This window comes from Nitrospirota bacterium (assembly GCA_016194305.1).
GTDB lineage: Bacteria > Nitrospirota > Nitrospiria > JACQBW01 > JACQBW01 > JACQBW01.
Genome location: JACQBW010000024.1, coordinates 1 through 18,660 on the forward strand (window position 1 = coordinate 1; position 18,660 = coordinate 18,660).

An 18,660-nucleotide genomic window follows, 5' to 3' on the forward strand; every position below is an offset into this window, starting at 1 on the left:
GGGAAGGAGTTTCCCAATCACGCTCTCGACTGGGATCGTTTCATAAAATATTCTCCTTAATAAGTCAAGCCCTTTCAGAAGCGGATAGAGCGGACGTCCCCATGCGACGCCCGAAGCGATCCACCGGTTCAAAATACCCATTCCTCTGTAAAACGCGATCTTTTCTTTTGCAGCATTAAAAAGGGTATCCAGTTCAACGCCGCTCGGACAATGCGTGACGCAGGCCTTGCAATCGATACAAGAGGTCAAACGATCGATAAAGGACGATGTGGGTTTAAAATCTCCCATCAGGAGATTCCCGGCAAGTTCCACTCTCCCGCGGGGGCCATAGGATTCAATCAGCTCCGACTGATAAGTCGGACAGACCGCGAGGCAAGCACCGCAGCGGACGCAACTATCATACTCCTCTTTCCATCTCGGAACGCCTTCCAAAAACATCTTAACCATTCCCCTGTAGAAATTTTGTCTGACATTCTTTACCGCAAAAGTAATAAAGCTTCCCTTTCGCCTCTAAGGTTTCGGCCCGGTCCTTTGGAATATAGACTCCGCAGACTTCATCCCGGGCCAATTCTGATCCCTTGTCCAATTGATCTTTTCTCGAAGGGGATTTCCGGAATAGCGAACCCAGGAGAGGCAAAATAAAAAGTAAGATAAGAACGATCCAGCCGCCTAGAATCAGAAATCTCACTGGAGGGACCCCTTTTCTTCCCGCATCAACAGGGCAATCTTTTCAGAAAGACCATGCGTAAACGGACTTTCGGGATGTTTCTTAAGAAGCCGCCGCCACATTTCAACCGCCTCCTTTTTGTCGCCTTTGTCTCCGAGCAAAATAACACCCAGATTAAAGAGCGCTGCAGGATGATCCGGGTTCAAAGCAAGTACCGTTTTCAGTTCAACGATCGCCTGGTCCGACTCTCCCAGATTTCTGAAACAGGTCGCCAGGTCGGTTCGGACAGACGAGTTTTTGGGTTCAATCATCAAGGCTTGAATATAAAGCTCTTTTGCTTTTTCATACCTTTTGATATCAAAATTAGAATTTCCCAGAAAAATCAATGCTTCCAGATCTTTTGGGTTCTTCTTCAAACGCTCCTTGAAAGAAGAAATTTCTGCCATCGGACCCGTACCGGGATGGTCTTCTTCAGGCGCATTCTCGGTGGGAGGAAGATTGGCATTCGAAACAGCCTGATTCTTGCTCATGCCTGGCGTTCCGGATTTGCAGCCTGAAAATGGAAAAATTAAGATAGCGATGGCGATAAAGAATAAGAACGGCATCTTTGTTGTCGTCGATTTGCCGGTCAACGATTTCTGATCCCTTGCCCTTGATCAAGCCTCTCAACCACTTCCGAAATCTGTCTGGCGAGATTGATGTCGGAAACCGTAATCCCGCTTGAAAACCTGCCAGAGATGATGATTAACACGCTTCCGCCTGTCACGACGAGGTCAGGGAGATGTCCTGATCCCACCCCGATTGCGGCCACCCGGTTTGAAAATTCTACCGCGGTTTTGAAGGAGTCTACGGGTATTAATCGCTGTAACGCGCGATCGGAAAAGGTCCAACCTGAAAGACCCGGCTTCAGTTCAGCGATTTCGACATACGTCAATGGCGGGTCCTCTTCGTCTATAATCTCCCGGTAAGCCATATCTATTTTAAGGGCCATCTCTCTTTGCTCCGGCAAGACCTCATTTCCCTCTTGATGAAAAATGACCCAGAGGCCATCCTTGTCAACCACCAGATCAGGAGGAATCCCGTCTTTATGAGAACGACCTATTTTGTTCATAAATGAGACCGCGGCACGATACGATCCCCTGAAAAACTGTTTCCTGAATCCCTGGTCAATAAAGTCCCAGGACTCGAGTCCCTTTATCTTTTCCATATTCATTACCCCGTCCGTTCTGATGCCTAATCCAGGTCGATCGGCCGAATCGGTTTTATTTCCTCGTTTGGGTCAAGATGTTTCATCGATTCCTTGAACTTTTCTTCCAGAATTCTCGACCTCTCCCTGAGCGCATGGCCTTCACTCAAGAATTTCTCCTCAACCTCTTTTTTTCGCACTTCAAGATTCCGGATCATCTCATTGATGGAGGGGAAACTTTTATCCGGCTTTTTTCCTTCATGCCAAAGAACTGCGCCAGTCGTTTTATCAACGATCAGACGGGATTGACAGGTGGGGCACTGGGTCTCGATCTTGGCATCATCCATGATCAATTCAGTATAAAGAATCATCCTCACAAATGCAAACGTCCGAGATTTTCGAGAACACAAAATACACGAATTGATTGACAATTCGCAATAGTGTGATATTTTAAAACTCATTTGTTAAAGAAGGTTCAACCATATTAAAAACTACAGATAGGGGATTATTGAATGCTAAAAGTTCGTTTAACACTATTTTTGTTTTTGCTTTCCACCACTTCGTTTTCCGCAATGGCTGCCACCACGACGAGCCCGTCGCCAGGCGATATGAAATCCATAAGCGGCCCGTCCCGGACCATTACCCAGGAAATGGGAGGAATTAATAGGGATGGGGATGTGAATGTGGATCTGTCGGTTTTAGATGGAACAGGGTTCTATCAGTCAGGTTATTCATCCGGAGCCCCCCAGGGATATATCCCCACCCTTCAGATTAACATGGGGATCTGGGGCGGGGAATTGCGCGTCGGTGGAGGATACGGAACCGAAAGTTCAACTCGCACAGGAAGTCTGGGATATAAATTTATCGCGGGACCGGGAGCCGCCTATGGAAGAATAAACTTTAACAGAGTCTCGCCTTCTCCAAATACCACTCCGGGATATCCGGCCAAAACAGGGGATTTTGATATCACGGCTGGATATGCTTTTTCGAAAGACTTGAAAAATATGATTGTTAATCTCAATGGCGAGTTTACAATCGATTCGGACTACTTCGATAACGGCACAAGCACCAATCAATCAACGACCGATTTGAAACTCAATGGCGCCATTTTGATGCCGGTAATCTCAAAATTATCTTTCATCTGCGAGCTTGGTTTTGACACCAGTGCCAATCCCACGAAAACGGCAAACGGGAATTCGTCTACGGCTCTGGTGGTTGGTCTGGGTGGCCGCCTTACTCCAAATAGCAAAGTCACAATTGATGGGCTGGTTCTAAGTTACGCTTCGCTTTCAGGAAGCGGTCGGCCTTACGATTCAGTTTCCGGTATCGGGACACCGGTTGTGCTCCGGGCAAACTATCAGTTCTAGCTTGCAGGTCGATGAAAAAGCCCATTTGCTTCGTTCTCGTCCCTCAGACTCGTCAACGTACATCCACCGTACGCTTCCATCGTCTTCAGGACTGCGGCCTTCCAACTGGAGCTTTTTGATCAACCTGATTTTCAGGAAATTATTTCAAAGGGCGGCCGGATGGCCGCCCTTTTTTTAGTACCGACGGTTTTTACGAGTCGGATAAATGATTAATGATGTAAGTGATGTAGACCAACGGCGTAACCGGATCGGTCATCTTTAGAAGCTCCTCGGTCTTTCTCCCTTCGCGTTCTATTTGAAACCCTTCCGCGTTTGGCGTGACACCCAGAATCTTTTTATACTCCGCGGCCAGATCTTTGGAGGTTCCCATAAACACGATCCGTTTATTGGTAATGACCAGTTTACCCTCATCAATTTTCATCATCTCCTTTCCGATCACGGGATGGCTCTGAAACAATGACGGGTGGAGCGTGACCCCTTTGATCAAACGGATACTTAAACCAATTCCTTCTCCCCGCGTAGATTTTCTCGAGATCTTTTCTTCAAAAAGAGCGACTCCGGTAACCACGTAATAAGCTTCCTCTCCCTTTTTCAATATCATCGGCGTGTCCAACTTCGACAACGGAATCAGTCCATCGTGTTCCACTCTCTGAGTCAGTGTTTCCAATTTTGAAGTCTCTTGAGAAGTGAAAGGAGGGGGCTTGGCCTCTTTAGACGATGGATTGCAGCCAGTGACCAGGGCCATCGATATCATGAATCCCGTCACGAATATTTTGATATCTTTCATCAAAACTCAATCCCTTTTTGCGCTTTTATCCCTTTTTTGTAGGGATGTTTAATCTCCTTCATTTCCGTCACCAGATCCGCGAGTTCAATGACATGGGGATCGGCATCTCTCCCTGTCAGGACGACATGCAGTTTTCTAGGTTTCGCTTTCAGAAATGTGAGGAGCTCTTCTACCGGAAGGTAACCGTAGGATGTGACATAATTGATTTCATCAAAGATGAGCATGTCGTACTGCTCTTCTTTAACCTTGCGAAGTCCAAAATCAAAGGCTTCCTTCGCTTTTTCCATATCGCGTTCCCGATTTTGGGTGTCCCAGGTAAATCCTTCACCCATGGGATAGATCTCGGGATTATTTCCAAGCTTTTTTGCCGTTTCCATCTCGCCATACTTCCATTTTCCCTTGATAAACTGAACAATAAGAACCTTCATTTTTTGTCCCACGGCCCTGAAAGCAAGCCCGAGTGCCGCCGTCGTTTTTCCCTTCCCGTTTCCGGTATGAACGATAATTAATCCGTCTTTCTTTTGCCGGCCCGACGGCGGAGGAGTCTGGGGAGATTCCGGCATCAGAGCAACCGCTGGCTTGCGAGGAGAAAGAAACGTGAAAAAAATTCTCCCGAGATTACCATCATCATAGCCACATACATCAACCCCGTCGCGGATTGCGTCGACCGGATCCGAACAGTATGAAGAATCATAAAAATCAGGACCAACGGAGCAAGAAATCCAATCAGAATTCTGATCCAGAGAAAAAGTCCTTCGATATTTTCCAGATAAATCGCCTTTTTGATCAATTCGATATCCCGGAGTTGTATGAGACTGATCAGAGATACCAGCGCCTGAAACAGGAGAAACAGGAGAAAAAGGTAAGAGAGCCTTTTGTAGGGCGAGATGGGGAGATGGATATTGGTGAGGTAGCAGTGACCCAGATTCATTCCTACGAGACCCGCACCCATCAGAAGAGCTGAAAGACAAAAATTGATCGGGAGAAGATAGGTTAAACTATCCGGCGTCAAGGGACGGCTATAGGCAACTCCGCTCCAGACTAATCCGATAAGTCCTACGGCACTTGAAATCCAGAGTGCCCCTTTTCCTAAAGACTCTCCTCCAAGCCAGAGGGTCAGTAAATGCAGAAACAGAAAAACCAGATAGAGAAGAAAACAGATCCCTATTCCGATTCGGTCTGTCTTAGAAAACTGATGATTAAAAGAAAAGAAAAAGAGTGCGAGTATGATACTGATAAGAAACAGGATTCCGTTTGTCCGAAAAAGGACCCTTCCTGTAATCCTGATGTCCAGAAGATTCATGAGGAATGTTCCACCCACGGCAATCTGGCTTAAAATGAGAAACCCGATATCAAAAAGTTTATCCATAGAAACCGAAAACTAGCATATCCGTTTCATTCGTGTCAATTCTGGCTTCCGCGAAAAGAGCCTCTTCTGTCCGCAAAACCGCTTCAAGGAGATGATTTGACATAGTCCAGGGAATATATTAGAGTGGCTCGATTATCGTTTTTTGAGGAGATCTATTGTCTTTTGTGATCACGGTTTACGTTCCGGAAGGTATCGTGATGGCGGCTGACAGCCGTCAGATTATCACGATTGAAAATAAAATGCCGAACGGAACTATTTCACTTATTGAAACAATCCGTTCGAATTTTGTCTATAAAATATTTTACCTGGCTCAACAACAGGTCGGAATCAGCACCTTTGGAGAATCGATTTTAGGAAAATTGACGATTGAAAGTCATATCAAGCGTTTTACCGAGGAGATGCTCGAAACGGATGACGACGTCGCAACGGTCCCGGAGAAGCTCGTCACCTATTTTCGAGCTCGTTTTCCGAACTCCGACACCGCGTTTCATGTGGCGGGATACAAGAGAAAAGGGAAAATTAGCGAAGCCCAGGTGACACATTGCCAGATTTCCAGAAACGAAATTAAGCCCCTGAATACCCATCCGGAAACCAAAGAAACGGTTTATGGAACCAGCTGGGGAGGTCAGGGCGATATTATTGCCAATCTTCTTCAACCGGGTCAATTTATGACCTCTGACGGGGTCACTCACATACCCAAGCCGCCGATACTTTTCGACACCCTCCCTCTTCAGGATGCCATCGATTTTTCCATATACGCCGTCCGAACCACCATTGACACGATGCGTTTCCAGACCCGACCCAAAAACGTCGGAGGACCGATTGACGTCCTGGTCCTCTCTCCGGACGGGTCACGTTGGGTGCAGAAAAAGGGGTTACATGGCGAAAGACGTCAATCCTATTGATCTTAAAGTTGGTCTAAAAATTTTAATGCCAGACCACAGAATCGAAACGACGCAGGCCTACTTAGTTTGTACATTGAGGCAGTCGAAATTCGAGAACGCAGCAGTTGAACTTTTTCACCAACCTTTTAAAAGAGGAAAAATAAATGGGTGATATCCTTGTACTAGACCTTGAGACACAAAAATCATTTGAGGAGGTCAATGGACGCAATTTCAGAGATCTCCTGGTCTCCGTCGTCGGTCTCTACTCCTATCAAAAAAATGTTTTCGAATGCTACGTTGAAAATGAGGTTCATCTATTACTTCCGATGCTGGAATCGGCCGACCTGGTTATTGGCTTCAATACAAAAAGATTCGATTATCTTGTTCTGGAACCTTATTTTAAGAAGAGCCTCGATCACCTTCGAAGCCTGGATATTCTCGAAGAAGTTCAAAAAACGCTCGGACATCGCTTAAGCCTCGACACGCTTGCCAAAGCCACTCTTAATCAATCCAAAATCGGCGAAGGATTGGACGCGATACGTTATTTCAGGAGCGGGGAAATCGACAAGCTTAAGAAATATTGTCTGGAAGATGTCCGGTTAACCCGGGACCTCTATGAATACGGCAAGAAAAACGGAAAGCTCTATTATTCCGATCGATCGGGCAAGGGAATTCTCAGCTTCTCCGTTAAATGGGAGATGGAAACTCAGCAGTCCCTTTTTTAGGCTATCGGATACCTCTCATCCTGAATGGCCCTGATCATTTTGAGAACATCCCTGGTCGCTCTGACGTCATGTACCCTGACAATATGAATCCCTTTCCACTGGGCCCAAGCCGCCGCGGCCAGAGAACCGAATAGGCGCTTTTCAATCGGACGTTCGAGTACTTTTCCAATAAACGATTTGTGAGAAACTCCGATCATCACCGGTCTGTTGAGCATCCGAAACCGGTCCAGAGAACGAAGAATTTCCAGATTGTGTGACAGAGACTTTCCAAAACCGATTCCGGGATCGAGGATAATCTGCTCCGGCCGTACACCTCGTTCAATCGCTCTCTCAAATCTCCCTTTAAGAAAAAGAAGAACCTCCTGAACAACCGACTGATACTCGGGTTCGTCCTGCATCGTTCCGGGTGTCCCCTTCATATGCATGAGTACTGCCGCAACACCCTGCCTGGCGACGAGATCCATCATACCGGGCTCGCCCAAAGCCCGAATGTCATTGATCATCGCAGCCCCGCATTCAATCGCTCGCCGGGCCATTTCGGTCTTACAGGTATCAACTGAAACCGGAATTTTTAGTCTGGGAATAACCGCTTCAAGAACAGGTATCACCCTTTCAAGTTCTTCCGCCAGGCTCACCGACGCAGCCCCTGGTCTAGACGATTCCCCTCCGATATCGATGAAGTCAGCGCCCTCTTCTTCCATCTGAAGTGCCCGCTCTGCTGCCTTTTCCCGGCTGAAATAGAGACCTCCGTCTGAAAAGGAGTCAGGGGTCACATTGAGAATTCCCATGATCCTGGTTTGCAGTCCCAGTTGAATTCTAAACCGGCCGCAGACGAGTTCCTGTTTTTGATTTGCGTCTTCCATTCTTTCCAGGTCAAAAAAAACGGGCCCTCATGAGGCCCGTCTACACACACCCTTGATCTTAATATCACCCGGATGAAAATTTAAGCGGGCGTCGTCATCGCGGATTGAATTATCTTATCTATTTCAGGAGCATCCAGAGATTCTTTTTCCAGCAAGGCTTCGGCCAGCGCCTTTAATGCGTTAAAATGGGTCTTGATAATATGCCTTGCCCGCTCATAGTTCTCGCTGACAATCCTTCTGACCTCGTTGTCAATCTCGATTGCGATTGATTCGCTAAAATCCCGATGCTGTGAAATTTCCCTTCCCAGGAAGATTTCCTGTTCTTTTCTGCCATAGGTTAACGGGCCGAGTTTATCGCTCATTCCCCATTCACAGACCATTTTTCGCGCCAGATCAGTGGCTCTTTCGATATCATTTCCGGCGCCGGTCGTCACAAACTGCAGGGCCACTTCTTCCGCCACCCTACCTCCCATCAAGATCGCAATGTTATTGAGGAGAAACTCTTTCGCATAGGTATAACGGTCATCCGTCGGAAGCTGCATGGTTAAACCAAGCGCCCTGCCGCGAGGAATAATGGTCACTTTGTGCACGGGGTCCGTCCCGGGCAATATTTTGGCGACAAGGGTGTGGCCCGCTTCATGATAGGCCGTGGTCTTTTTTTCAACATCATTAATCATGATGCTCTTCCGTTCAACCCCCATCAGGACTTTATCCTTGGCAAATTCAAAATCGATCATTTCCACTACTTTTTTATTTTTCCTTGCAGCCAAAAGGGCCGCTTCGTTCACCAGATTTTCAAGGTCGGCACCGGCAAATCCGGGGGTTCCTCTTGCAATGATATTGAGATCCACATTGGAATCGAGCGGTATCTTCTTCGTATGGACTTTAAGTATTTCAGCTCTCCCTTTAAAGTCGGGACGCGGGACCACCACCTGGCGATCAAACCTTCCGGGCCGAAGCAGGGCCGGATCCAAAACATCCGGACGATTTGTGGCCGCAATTAAAATGACTCCTTCGGCTGTTTCAAAGCCGTCCATTTCGACAAGAAGCTGGTTCAGGGTTTGCTCCCGCTCATCGTGTCCGCCTCCTAAACCTGCGCCCCGATGTCGACCTACGGCATCAATTTCATCAATAAAAATAATACAAGGCGCCTGCTTTTTCCCCTGTTCAAAGAGATCGCGCACGCGCGAGGCTCCTACTCCCACAAACATTTCTACAAAATCAGAACCGCTGATACTGAAAAAAGGAACGCCCGCTTCTCCTGCGATCGCTTTCGCCAGAAGCGTTTTTCCTGTACCGGGAGGACCGACGATAAGAACCCCTTTTGGGATCCGCCCTCCTAATTTTTGAAACTTTGGGGGGTCTTTTAAGAACTCGATAATTTCGACCACTTCGTCTTTCGCTTCGTCGACACCGGCCACATCGGCAAAGGTGACTTTTTTCTTATCTTCCGACAAGAGACGGGCGCGGCTCTTCCCAAACGACAGGGCCTTGTTTCCGCCCATCTGCATTTGTCTCATGAAGAAAATCCAGAGCGCAAGAAAGAAGACAAAAGGACCCCAGGTGATGAGAAACGTGATATACCACGGGTTTTCATCAGGAGGTTTCACCGTTATTTTGACATTTTTGTCACGGAGCGACTTAATCAGTTCCGGATAGTTTGCCGTATAGGTTTTGAACTTAACCCCGTCCTTCAGAACACCGGAAAGATGATTCTCTTTGATAATAATCTCCGAAACATCTCCTTTTTCAACCCGGGCCATAAAATCGCTGAATATCAGTTCTTCTTCCCCGGGACGAGTCGGTACGTTGAATAGATTAAACAGAAGGATCATAAATAACCCTATGACCAACCAAAGGGCTAAATTCTTAAAGCGCGGTTTCATTTAAATCTCCAGTTGTTTGGGAGTCCGTCCTGTCTCAAACAGAATCATGATCGATCGGAAAACGGCTGCGAGAAACTCATGTTCTTTTAGCCATTACATTATATGACAGGTGGGTCAGTCTATCACAGTTTAATCTTAAACAACAATAATATTTATTTTTTAGTAATAATTACTCATTAAAGTTTTCAAGCACGGCCATATAAGGAAGGTTTCGATATTTATTGTCAAAATCCAGACCATAACCAACGATAAACTTGTCCGGTATTTCAAATCCAGCATAATCGAGATCCACTTCAACCTGCCTTCCCTCGATTTTATTCAAAAGAACACATACTTTCAGAGAATTCGGCTTTTTGGTCTTGATCTGCTTCTTGAGATATTGAAGTGTCAGTCCGGAATCGATGATATCTTCTACCAGCAAAACATCCTTTCCCTTGATATCATCCGGAATGTCAGACAGAATTTTGACTTTCCCGGAGGAATGGGTCGCCCCCTGGTAACTGGAAACGATAATAAATCCGACCTGGAGCGGGAGTGAAATGGCTCTGGACAAATCGGCATAAAACGCGTAGGCGCCTTTCAGTATTCCGATGAGATAGAGTTCTTTGCCCGAATAATCTTTGGCTATTTTATTGCCTAATTCTTTAATTCTTTTTTGAACCGCCTCCTGCGTAATGAGCGGTTTTCCGAAAATCTTTACAGCCATTCAATTTCCTTTCGAAAGAGTAGGACCGTGGGGAGCTCTCTTAAGTTTTTTTCATATTTTTAGTAAAAAAGCAAGCCAATTTATGCCGGGTAAAATGACTCAATTGACAGAATGGATTGCGTTTCCAGATTCACAAGCGATTTGTAATCCCTCTCAATTCCGACCACCCATAAAATCCGGTCTGGACCCGCCAATAAGGGTATCCGATCCCTGATCGGTCTGGATATTTTCAGGTCCACAAAAAGGTCCTGAAGTTTCTTCTTCTTTCCTTTCAAACGCTCGGTATAAATCAGATCTCCAGGACGACGGCATCTCAGTTTTAACGGGTGCGTGATGCGATCATAGTCAAACCAGATTTCATTCGCTTTCGGCGGTCCTGAAAGCGGCCCTCTTTTCAAAAGAGTGCGAAGCGTTATTTGGAGTTCCGGTCTGGAAATCTCCCCGGGAACAGGTAAAAGAAAATCAAATTTTTCGCTCGAGTCAGGAATTCTCTCAAAAGCGAATTCCAGTTCGGCGTCCTGTTTAAAAACCTGGATCCCCGCCGGAAGATCGATCTGTTTCCCGTTTTTCCCTTCTTTTGCCAGGCGGATGATCTGTTCAATATGTTTAAACTGGAGATGGTCCAGATTTCCTTTGAGTTGATACAAGAGAGACCTCAATATCCCTCTCTGTATCGCCCGGGAGAGACTCATAAAAGACGAAATTCTCAATATCTTCTTTTTTGAATCAGAAAACCGGACCACGGCCGGCATTTCCAGGTGAATCCTTTCCTCAAAAACCTGCTTTTCTTCCTGCAAGATATTCATTTCATCGCCCAGCACTTTCACAATATTTGGATTATACCGCTTAAGTAAGGGAAGGAGTTCATGACGAACCTGATTTCTAAAATAGATGGGCAGATCGTTTGAATAATCTTCCCGAAAACTCATTTTGTTCAGCCGCAGATAATCTATGATCTCTGTCCGGGTCACATGAAGAATCGGTCGTATAATCTTTCCCCGTTTCTTCGGAATGGAGGTCAGCCCTGAACTACCGGCACCCCGAATGAGCCTCATCAAAAAAGTTTCGGCCTGGTCGTCTGCATGGTGACCTGTGACAATCCAATGACATTGATAACGGCTGGCGATATCTTCAAGGAATTCATATCTCACTTTCCGCGCCGCATCCTGCATCGATCTTTTCTGCAATTTGGCCAGAGAGGCGATCTCCTTCTTAGCGACGGTAGAGGGTATTTTCATGGCGTCAGCCATCCGACGGACAAACCGGGCGTCTTCATCGGAATCTTTTCCGCGAAGGGCATGGTTTAGATGGGCCACGTGAAGCTGGAAAGGATAGCTGTCGGAGATCTGAAAAAGAAGATGCAGCAGAAAGCTGGAGTCAGCGCCGCCTGATACCGCAACAAGGAGGCGGTCATTCGGACTTACACCGAGCAATTCCAAATTTTCTTTAAGTTGAGTTAACACCTAATTGGGTTGGTTCAGAATTTCTTTCGCTTTAACAATGTCCCGGGTAATCTGCTGAATCAATGCTTCCCGGTCGGGAAATTTCATTTCGTTTCTCACTTTCCCGTAGAAATCAACTTTTAACTCTTCGCCGTATAAGGTCCCGCCATTCTTAAAGAGATGAACCTCGATCTGGCGCAGCGCATTTTCAAATGTCGGCTGTGTTCCAATATAGACGATTCCTGAAAAAGTTTCGCTTTTCTTTTCGGCCCGGACTGCATAAACCCCGTTTCCCGGAATGAGCTTATCTCCAGGCAGAATATTGGCAGTTGGAAATCCAAGCTTTCTTCCCCGACCCTCTCCCGCCACAACGGTTCCTTCAATCTGATAGGGCCGTCCCAACAACCTGTTCGCTTCCTGTACTTTTCCTTCAAGCAAGAAATTCCGGATTAAGGAGGAGCTAACCATTTGGCCCTTCAGAACCACGGGAGGAATGATCTCAACATGAAACCCGAATTCAGCGCCGAAAGATTGGAGCATATCTACATTTCCGCTCCTACCCTGACCAAATCCGTAATTTTTTCCTACCATGACCTCCCGAACCTTCAGACCATTAACTAAAAAAGTCTTCACAAAATCACGGGGAGTCTGAAAAGAAAACTCCTTTGTGAATTCAATGCAGAAAATCGTGCTGATTCCACATTTTTCAATCAGCTCGATCTTTTCCCTGGTGGTACAGAGAAGTTCAAGTGCACGTTCCGGAAAGAGAACTTTGACCGGATGAGGGTCAAATGTGAAGGCCATGGCCGTCCCGTTTCTTTCTTCTGCTTTTTGAACGACCCTTTTCAGAATACTCTGGTGTCCGATATGGAGCCCGTCAAAATTGCCCAGCCCGAGTACTGGATAAGGGTAGGTTATTTCGCCCCGGATTGTTTTGAGAAATTCCGGGGTCATCGATTCAGAATTCGGGCAGCGTCTTTTGCAAAATAGGTCAGGATCATATCTGCTCCGGCCCTCTTGATCGAAACGAGCGATTCCAGCATGGCCGCCTTTCCGTCGATCCATCCTTCTTTTTCAGCCGCCTTAATCATGGCATACTCACCGCTCACCTGATAGGCCGCGACGGGAACCTCAAACTTTTTCTTGATCTGATAAATAATATCAAGATAGGGCATCGCCGGTTTGACCATGATGATATCGGCTCCCTCTTTAATATCGAAAGCCACCTCCCTTAAAGCCTCCCGGCTGTTGGCCGGGTCCATTTGGTAAGTCTTACGGTCTCCAAAGGAAGGAGCGGATTGAGCCGCCTCCCGAAAGGGTCCGTAAAAACAGGACGCATATTTCGCGGAGTAGGCCAGAATAGGGGTTCCGGTCTTACCGGCCTGGTCGAGAAATTTCCGAATGAATCCAATGCGGCCATCCATCATATCCGACGGAGCCACCATGTCGGCTCCCGACTCAACATGCGTTAATGCCATTTTGGCCAGAAGCGGCAGAGTCTCGTCATTTTGAATTTCTCCATTGAGGACGACTCCGCAATGCCCGTGGGAGGTATATTCGTCGATACAGACATCGGTTATCACGAGCAACTGAGGAAATTTCTGTTTAATCTTCCTGACGGCGGTTTGTACGATTCCGTTCGGATTGTAAGCTTCACTTCCGAAATCGTCCTTCTTTTCGGGGATACCGAACAAGATGACCGACCGGACTCCCAATGAAATAATTTCCTCTATTTCAGGCAAAATCTGGTCGACTGAAAAGCGATAGTGTCCCGGCATAGACGAGATTCCGGAACGGATCGCTTTACCGTAAGTCACAAATAATGGATAAATAAACTGATCGGGTTCCAGGCGAGTCTCTTTTACCAAAACGCGAATCTCTTCGCTTTTTCTGAGTCGTCTTGGACGATGTACGGGGTAAGTCATTTTCTTTCCTGTTATTTATAATATTCCAGAATCGCATCTGTTAATGCCTTGATCGTATGCTCTTGAGGCTGAATATCGACTGCGAAACCCGCCTCCCGAAGCGTTTGGGAAGTGATCGGTCCGATACTTGCTATCTTGGTATTATTAAAAATGTTTTTAAGTTCCCTGGACTGAAACAAATCTAAAAAGTTCTTGACGGTCGAAGAACTCGTAAAAGTGAGGACTGCAATTTTATTGTCAATTAACAGCCTTTTGATTCGATCGATATTGTCATGTGGCCTGATATTTTTATAAGCCGTAACCAAATCCACTTTAGCTCCCATTTTTCTGAGAGATTCTGGAATGACTTCTCTCGCCTCTTTTGCCCTGGGTATAAGGAATGAAAGGCCTTTGATGTCCATCTCCTGGAACGCCTCCACCACACTTTCTCCCTGAAACGAAGCGGGAACCAGGTCACATTGAATTCCATATTTCAGCAGATCTTCTGCAGTGGAAGAACCGACCGCGCAAATCTTGATACGGTGAAGAACCCGGATATCTTTTCCCAGGACTTTCAATCGACTCATAAAGAAGTGAACGCCGTTGACGCTTGAAAAAAGGATCCAGTCGTATTTCTCGAGCGATCTGATTGCCAGATCCATTTCTTCCCAGCTCTCTGGCGGAACAAGAGAAATGGTCGGAAAAATAACGGGCTCCGCCCCGTAATAGAAGAGGAGATCCGAAAAATCTTTGGACTGTTCCTTGGAACGGGTAATTAATATTTTCTTTCCGAACAGAGGTCTTTTTTCAAACCAGTTGAGTTTCTCTCTTAATTGAATCACTTCACCAACCAGTATCAGTACAGGGGGTTCAAGCTCGTTTTCGTCGCTCTTTTTCAGAATATTCGATAATGTGCCTATGACCGATTTTTGATCATACCGGGTCCCCCACCTGATCAGGGCAATCGGCGTGTCGGGGCTTCTCCCGTTTTTGATCAGCTGTTTGACAATTGTTTTCAGATTTCCCAGACCCATGAAAAAAACCAGCGTGCCGATTCCGGTAGAAATCCTGGACCAGTCTATTGAGGACTCCAGTTTGGATGGATCTTCATGTGCGGTAATAAACGCAACGCTGGAGCTCAACCCCCTATGCGTGAGCGGAATTCCGGCATAGGCCGGCACCGCGATCGCAGAAGTAATTCCGGGAACGACTTCAAACGGGAGCCCTTCTTCAACCAGCGCCTCGGCTTCTTCACCTCCTCTTCCAAAGATAAACGGATCTCCCCCTTTAAGTCGGACGACCGTTTTCCCTTCCATCGCTTTCTGAATAACCCGCGCATTAATTTCGGCCTGCTGAAAGGAGCCGTCTCCCTTCTTTCCGACAAAGATCTTTTCCGTCCCGGTTTTTGAAAAATCCAGAATGTCCGGATTGACGAGGGAATCATAAAATATCACATCGGCCTCTTCCAGACATTCTTTCCCCTTTAACGTCAGCAGTTTTGGGTCTCCCGGACCCGCTCCCACCAAGTAAACTTTTCCCCGTGTCATCTTTTCTACTGATAAACCTCTTCTAAGATCTCGCGTCCACCCAGGGAAAGAATTCTGTCGGCAAGCGCCAGTCCCAGCTCTTCGGCTTCCCCTTCCGCACCCTGAATCGATTCGCGGATCATCGCCTGTCCGTCTAAACTCGACACCATCCCCTTCAAAACGATTCCCCCGTCCGCTACCCGGGCAAGTGCCCCAATGGGCACCTGACATCCACCTTCCAGCCGTTTTAGAAAGCTCCGCTCGGCCCGCATTCTAATTCGGGTCTCGGGCTCTTCAAGAAACGCCAGTATCTTGTGAAGAAAGAGATCATCCTTCCTCAATTCTACTCCCAGAACACCCTGTCCGACCGCAGGAAGAGAGATTTCCGGATCAAGATATTCCGTAATTCTATCTTCGAAACCAAGACGTTTCAATCCAGCGGCTGCCATGATCACCGCATCCAGGTTTTCTTCCTCCAGCTTTCTCAACCGGGTCTCAACATTCCCTCGAATGGATCGAATCTGAAGGTCGGGCCTCGCTGAGAGTAATTGCGCCTGCCTACGGAGACTGGATGTTCCCACTTTTCCCCCTCTTGGAAGCTCAAGAAATCCAATCTTGTCCTGACTGACCAGGACATCCCTGGGATCATCCTGGCTCGTATAAAATGCAAGATGGAGCCCATCCGGAAGATCTGATGGGACATCTTTCATGCTATGAACCGCCAGGTCTATTTCATCTTCCAGCAGTTCCTCCTCGATCTCCTTGACAAAAAGCCCTTTTCCGCCCACCTGGGCAAGCGGAACATCGAGGATCTTGTCTCCGGATGTGTGAATCACCTTAAGATGCACCTGCAGACCGGGGTGATTTTTTTCTATGCCCGATTTGATCCAATGGGCTTGCCATAATGCCAGTTTGCTTCCGCGTGTGCCGATCCAGATTGCATCCCTCATTCACTCGCCTTTCTCACGGAATAAGATATCAAAAAATGGTTATAAAAAATTAAATTATTTATTATCCTGCGATTCTCTGGCGCGGGAGAGGGGATTTTCCTGGGACTCCGGGGACGCGTCCGGGTGAGGCAGGTCGACTCCTGAATCGGACAGGATTTGATTTTCCTCCGCTTCAAGATCAAACAATTTACGCGTGGTTTGGATGACCTGCTGTCCATGGGACTGATGTGCCTCGGATTTCAACACGGAAAGGGGGAAATGAAGAATTTTATTAATAATATTCTGGGAAAGGGTTTCAATGGCGCTGATCTCATCCTGAGAAATTTCCCTTCCCCATTTCGCAATGGTCTTGTCGACTTCCGTTTTTCGGATCGACTCCACTTTCTCCCGAATCGCAATAATCGTTGGTACCACATTCAGGGATTTTAGCCATCGATCCATCGTTTCAACTTCTTCTGAGATAATCAATTCGGCTTTTTCCGCCTCTTTCATTCTCTCTTTCAGATTCGCTTCGACCACGGACTGCAGGTCATCAATATCATAGAGAAATACGTTATCCAGGCTGTTGACCTTTGGATCAATATTCCGCGGCACTGAAATGTCGACCAAGAAAATAGGCCGATTCTTTCTTCGAGATATGGCGTGCTCAACCATTTCTCGGTCAATGAGGAAATAGGGCGCTCCGGTTGAACAGATCACAATATCGGCTTCGGCCAGGTCCGCTTTAAGATCATCGAATTTGACCGACACCCCATTGAATTCCCTGGCCAATTCCACGGCTCTCTGGTAATTCCTATTTGTGACCATGACCGTCTTGACCCCATTGTTCACCAGGTGCCGGGCGGCGAGCTCGCTCATTTCGCCTGCACCGACCAGCAGAACTGTTTTTCCGCTTAAATCTCCAAATATTTTCCTGGCCAATCCTACTGCAGCGTAGCTGACCGAGACCGCATTTTCCGAGATCTTGGTCTGCGTTCGAACACGTTTCGCTACGGAAATCGCTTTTTTGAAGAGCTTGTTTAGAATCACCCCCGTCGACTTATTGATCATCGCGTAATCAAATGCTTCCTTCAACTGCCCTGAAATCTGAGGCTCTCCGACCACCATCGAGTCGAGGCTGGAAGAAACCCGGAAGATATGGCTGATCGCGTCTTCCGATGAATAAAAATAGAGATGCCGGGTGAATTGTGAAAACGGGATGGCAGGATTTTCTCTTGAGCTTTCGAAAAGAAACCGGCTCAGAAAGTCGAAAGTTTCAGGAACATTCTCCGTGGTCGTACAAATTTCGACCCGGTTGCAGGTCGAGAGAATGAGTCCTTCTGAAACCAGGGGAGAAGCGACCAGCTGAGAGAGATATTTTCCGAGCAATGATTCGGGAAAGGAAAATTTCTCTCTGATTTCAACGGGAGCGGTTTTGTGATTCAGGCCTACAAGAACGATATTCATATTATTCATTTTTAGCGACTAGATAAACCTGTGCGGTCCCTTTGCCAGAATATTGACCAGGAAGAAAGTGAACACAACGCCCATAAAACCAATGATTGCCAAATAGGCGGCCTTCCTGGCTCTCCAGCCGATGGTCAATCTTCCATGAATCATCCCAAGATAAAATAACCAGGTAATCAAAGTAAAAATCCTCTGCGGGTCCCAGACCCAATAGGAGCCCCAGACATCACTCGCCCAGATCGCTCCTGCCAAGATTCCGAGCGTTAAGAGAGGAAAGCCTGCAGAAATCGCCCATTGATTCAATTGATCAAGCAGGTCCAGTGACGGGAGTTTGTAATACAGTATGCTGAATCGCTTTGATTTAAGGAGTCTTTCCTGAATCAAATACATCAATCCGGCAACAAAAGCGATTGTAAAGGCCACCCCCCCCAACACAGAAAGTGTCGTATGAATACCAAACCAGGAACTGTTCAGGTCAGGCTGAAGTGTCCGGATTTCATGCGGAAACGCTGCGGCAGATGCCAGGAAAAGAAAAGCCAGGGGCAGAATGAACGATCCTAGGATATGAATCCGGTATCTCACTTCCAGAACCAGGTAAGTCAGGATCATGGCCCATGAAAAAAAGGAGAGCATTTCGGGCAGATTGGACAACGGAAGATGTCCCGATTCAACCGTCCTAAGCAGGAGAGCGATCGTATGAAAAAGAAAGCCCGCTGCCGTGACTCCCAGTGCGAATTTGGAGAACGAGTCTTTTTTGCTGGAAAAGTAGAAGAGATAAAATACCGTTCCGACAAAATAAATCAGGATGGTAATTTTAAAGAAGAAGATATTCATCGCTTCGCTCTTATGACCCCTAACTTGAGTTCATCATGATCAGGACAGCTGTAACCCTCGATAAACTATCATTTTATTATAGAAATGAAACCGAAATTATGTCAAGCACTTAAAGTTT

At 46.8% G+C, this 18,660-nt stretch carries 21 protein-coding genes; 3 read left to right on the forward strand and 18 right to left on the reverse strand.

The genetic code is table 11. The features are described from left to right. The 5 genes from HY200_07945 to HY200_07965 form a co-directional block, all read right to left on the reverse strand. On the reverse strand, window positions 1-447 hold a 447-nt coding region (locus tag HY200_07945; protein MBI3594876.1), incomplete at its 3' end, for a (Fe-S)-binding protein. Further along, on the reverse strand, window positions 440-688 hold the full coding sequence (locus HY200_07950) for a YHS domain-containing protein (protein MBI3594877.1): 249 nt from the start codon (window positions 686-688) through the stop codon (window positions 440-442). The genes HY200_07950 and HY200_07945, both read right to left, overlap by 8 nt. Continuing rightward, window positions 685-1,197: a tetratricopeptide repeat protein gene (locus HY200_07955; protein MBI3594878.1), complete on the reverse strand. Its 513-nt coding sequence runs from the start codon at window positions 1,195-1,197 to the stop codon at window positions 685-687. Before HY200_07955 ends, HY200_07950 begins: the two co-directional genes overlap by 4 nt. 98 nt (window positions 1,198-1,295) lie before the next feature. Continuing rightward, window positions 1,296-1,874 (reverse strand): 4a-hydroxytetrahydrobiopterin dehydratase, encoded by a 579-nt coding sequence (locus HY200_07960; protein MBI3594879.1) that lies wholly within the window; start codon window positions 1,872-1,874, stop codon window positions 1,296-1,298. A gap of 26 nt (window positions 1,875-1,900) precedes the next feature. Next, on the reverse strand, window positions 1,901-2,200 hold the full coding sequence (locus tag HY200_07965; GenBank protein ID MBI3594880.1) for a 2-nitropropane dioxygenase: 300 nt from the start codon (window positions 2,198-2,200) through the stop codon (window positions 1,901-1,903). Window positions 2,201-2,365: 165 nt separating this feature from the next. Here HY200_07965 and HY200_07970 point away from each other — a divergent pair, with 165 nt between their 5' ends. Next, window positions 2,366-3,220 carry a hypothetical protein gene (locus tag HY200_07970; GenBank protein ID MBI3594881.1) on the forward strand — a complete coding sequence of 285 codons (855 nt, stop codon included), beginning with the start codon at window positions 2,366-2,368 and terminating at the stop codon, window positions 3,218-3,220. A 190-nt stretch (window positions 3,221-3,410) separates the two neighbouring features. Here HY200_07970 and HY200_07975 read toward each other — a convergent pair whose 3' ends face one another. The 3 genes from HY200_07975 to HY200_07985 are packed head-to-tail and all read right to left on the reverse strand — an operon-like array spanning window position 3,411 to window position 5,376. Further along, on the reverse strand, window positions 3,411-4,007 hold the full coding sequence (locus HY200_07975; GenBank protein MBI3594882.1) for a hypothetical protein: 597 nt from the start codon (window positions 4,005-4,007) through the stop codon (window positions 3,411-3,413). Then, complete coding sequence (cobO, locus tag HY200_07980) at window positions 4,007-4,570, reverse strand: cob(I)yrinic acid a,c-diamide adenosyltransferase (GenBank protein MBI3594883.1); 564 nt, start codon at window positions 4,568-4,570, stop codon at window positions 4,007-4,009. Before cobO ends, HY200_07975 begins: the two co-directional genes overlap by 1 nt. Then, entirely contained in the window at window positions 4,570-5,376 is an 807-nt protein-coding gene (locus tag HY200_07985; protein ID MBI3594884.1) for a hypothetical protein, read from the reverse strand. The genes cobO and HY200_07985 overlap by 1 nt, the downstream gene beginning before the upstream one ends. A 155-nt stretch (window positions 5,377-5,531) precedes the next feature. Here HY200_07985 and HY200_07990 point away from each other — a divergent pair, with 155 nt between their 5' ends. Together HY200_07990 and HY200_07995 are read left to right on the forward strand one after the other, a co-directional pair. After that, on the forward strand, window positions 5,532-6,281 hold the full coding sequence (locus tag HY200_07990) for a hypothetical protein (protein MBI3594885.1): 750 nt from the start codon (window positions 5,532-5,534) through the stop codon (window positions 6,279-6,281). A 143-nt stretch (window positions 6,282-6,424) separates the two neighbouring features. Then, entirely contained in the window at window positions 6,425-6,985 is a 561-nt protein-coding gene (locus HY200_07995; GenBank protein MBI3594886.1) for a ribonuclease H-like domain-containing protein, read from the forward strand. On the opposite strand, the gene folP is transcribed toward HY200_07995, so the two are convergent. From folP to ccsB, 10 genes are all read right to left on the reverse strand, one after another. Beyond that, window positions 6,982-7,848 carry a dihydropteroate synthase gene (gene folP / locus HY200_08000; protein ID MBI3594887.1) on the reverse strand — a complete coding sequence of 289 codons (867 nt, stop codon included), beginning with the start codon at window positions 7,846-7,848 and terminating at the stop codon, window positions 6,982-6,984. The genes HY200_07995 and folP overlap by 4 nt on opposite strands. 80 nt (window positions 7,849-7,928) lie before the next feature. Then, entirely contained in the window at window positions 7,929-9,734 is a 1,806-nt protein-coding gene (locus tag HY200_08005) for an ATP-dependent metallopeptidase FtsH/Yme1/Tma family protein (protein MBI3594888.1), read from the reverse strand. A 169-nt stretch (window positions 9,735-9,903) separates the two neighbouring features. Further along, complete coding sequence (gene hpt, locus HY200_08010; protein MBI3594889.1) at window positions 9,904-10,440, reverse strand: hypoxanthine phosphoribosyltransferase; 537 nt, start codon at window positions 10,438-10,440, stop codon at window positions 9,904-9,906. An 80-nt stretch (window positions 10,441-10,520) separates the two neighbouring features. Next, complete coding sequence (tilS, locus tag HY200_08015; protein ID MBI3594890.1) at window positions 10,521-11,879, reverse strand: tRNA lysidine(34) synthetase TilS; 1,359 nt, start codon at window positions 11,877-11,879, stop codon at window positions 10,521-10,523. A 24-nt stretch (window positions 11,880-11,903) separates the two neighbouring features. Next, window positions 11,904-12,836, reverse strand: coding sequence for a bifunctional riboflavin kinase/FAD synthetase (locus HY200_08020; protein MBI3594891.1), 933 nt, complete (start codon window positions 12,834-12,836; stop codon window positions 11,904-11,906). Further along, window positions 12,833-13,807: a porphobilinogen synthase gene (gene hemB / locus HY200_08025; GenBank protein ID MBI3594892.1), complete on the reverse strand. Its 975-nt coding sequence runs from the start codon at window positions 13,805-13,807 to the stop codon at window positions 12,833-12,835. The genes HY200_08020 and hemB overlap by 4 nt, the downstream gene beginning before the upstream one ends. Window positions 13,808-13,818: 11 nt before the next feature. Continuing rightward, complete coding sequence (cobA, locus tag HY200_08030) at window positions 13,819-15,333, reverse strand: uroporphyrinogen-III C-methyltransferase (GenBank protein MBI3594893.1); 1,515 nt, start codon at window positions 15,331-15,333, stop codon at window positions 13,819-13,821. A gap of 5 nt (window positions 15,334-15,338) precedes the next feature. Continuing rightward, the gene (gene hemC / locus HY200_08035; GenBank protein ID MBI3594894.1) at window positions 15,339-16,262 is read right to left on the reverse strand and encodes a hydroxymethylbilane synthase; all 924 of its coding nucleotides are present in this window, start codon (window positions 16,260-16,262) and stop codon (window positions 15,339-15,341) included. 54 nt (window positions 16,263-16,316) lie between these two features. Beyond that, on the reverse strand, window positions 16,317-17,708 hold the full coding sequence (locus HY200_08040) for a glutamyl-tRNA reductase (GenBank protein MBI3594895.1): 1,392 nt from the start codon (window positions 17,706-17,708) through the stop codon (window positions 16,317-16,319). An 18-nt stretch (window positions 17,709-17,726) separates the two neighbouring features. After that, window positions 17,727-18,542, reverse strand: a complete 816-nt coding sequence (ccsB, locus tag HY200_08045; protein MBI3594896.1) for a c-type cytochrome biogenesis protein CcsB — start codon at window positions 18,540-18,542, stop codon at window positions 17,727-17,729. Window positions 18,543-18,660: the final 118 nt, after the last annotated feature.

Coding starts and splice junctions, on each gene's coding strand:
- HY200_07955 (MBI3594878.1), bottom strand. CDS start 1,197: ATGAGCAAGAATCAGGCTGTTTCGAATGCCAATCTTCCTCCCACCGAG.
- HY200_07960 (MBI3594879.1), bottom strand. CDS start 1,874: ATGGAAAAGATAAAGGGACTCGAGTCCTGGGACTTTATTGACCAGGGA.
- HY200_07965 (MBI3594880.1), bottom strand. CDS start 2,200: ATGGATGATGCCAAGATCGAGACCCAGTGCCCCACCTGTCAATCCCGT.
- HY200_07970 (MBI3594881.1), top strand. CDS start 2,366: ATGCTAAAAGTTCGTTTAACACTATTTTTGTTTTTGCTTTCCACCACT.
- HY200_07975 (MBI3594882.1), bottom strand. CDS start 4,007: ATGAAAGATATCAAAATATTCGTGACGGGATTCATGATATCGATGGCC.
- cobO (MBI3594883.1), bottom strand. CDS start 4,570: ATGCCGGAATCTCCCCAGACTCCTCCGCCGTCGGGCCGGCAAAAGAAA.
- HY200_07985 (MBI3594884.1), bottom strand. CDS start 5,376: ATGGATAAACTTTTTGATATCGGGTTTCTCATTTTAAGCCAGATTGCC.
- HY200_07995 (MBI3594886.1), top strand. CDS start 6,425: ATGGGTGATATCCTTGTACTAGACCTTGAGACACAAAAATCATTTGAG.
- folP (MBI3594887.1), bottom strand. CDS start 7,848: ATGGAAGACGCAAATCAAAAACAGGAACTCGTCTGCGGCCGGTTTAGA.
- HY200_08005 (MBI3594888.1), bottom strand. CDS start 9,734: ATGAAACCGCGCTTTAAGAATTTAGCCCTTTGGTTGGTCATAGGGTTA.
- hpt (MBI3594889.1), bottom strand. CDS start 10,440: ATGGCTGTAAAGATTTTCGGAAAACCGCTCATTACGCAGGAGGCGGTT.
- HY200_08020 (MBI3594891.1), bottom strand. CDS start 12,836: ATGACCCCGGAATTTCTCAAAACAATCCGGGGCGAAATAACCTACCCT.
- hemB (MBI3594892.1), bottom strand. CDS start 13,807: ATGACTTACCCCGTACATCGTCCAAGACGACTCAGAAAAAGCGAAGAG.
- cobA (MBI3594893.1), bottom strand. CDS start 15,333: ATGACACGGGGAAAAGTTTACTTGGTGGGAGCGGGTCCGGGAGACCCA.
- hemC (MBI3594894.1), bottom strand. CDS start 16,262: ATGAGGGATGCAATCTGGATCGGCACACGCGGAAGCAAACTGGCATTA.
- HY200_08040 (MBI3594895.1), bottom strand. CDS start 17,708: ATGAATATCGTTCTTGTAGGCCTGAATCACAAAACCGCTCCCGTTGAA.
- ccsB (MBI3594896.1), bottom strand. CDS start 18,542: ATGAATATCTTCTTCTTTAAAATTACCATCCTGATTTATTTTGTCGGA.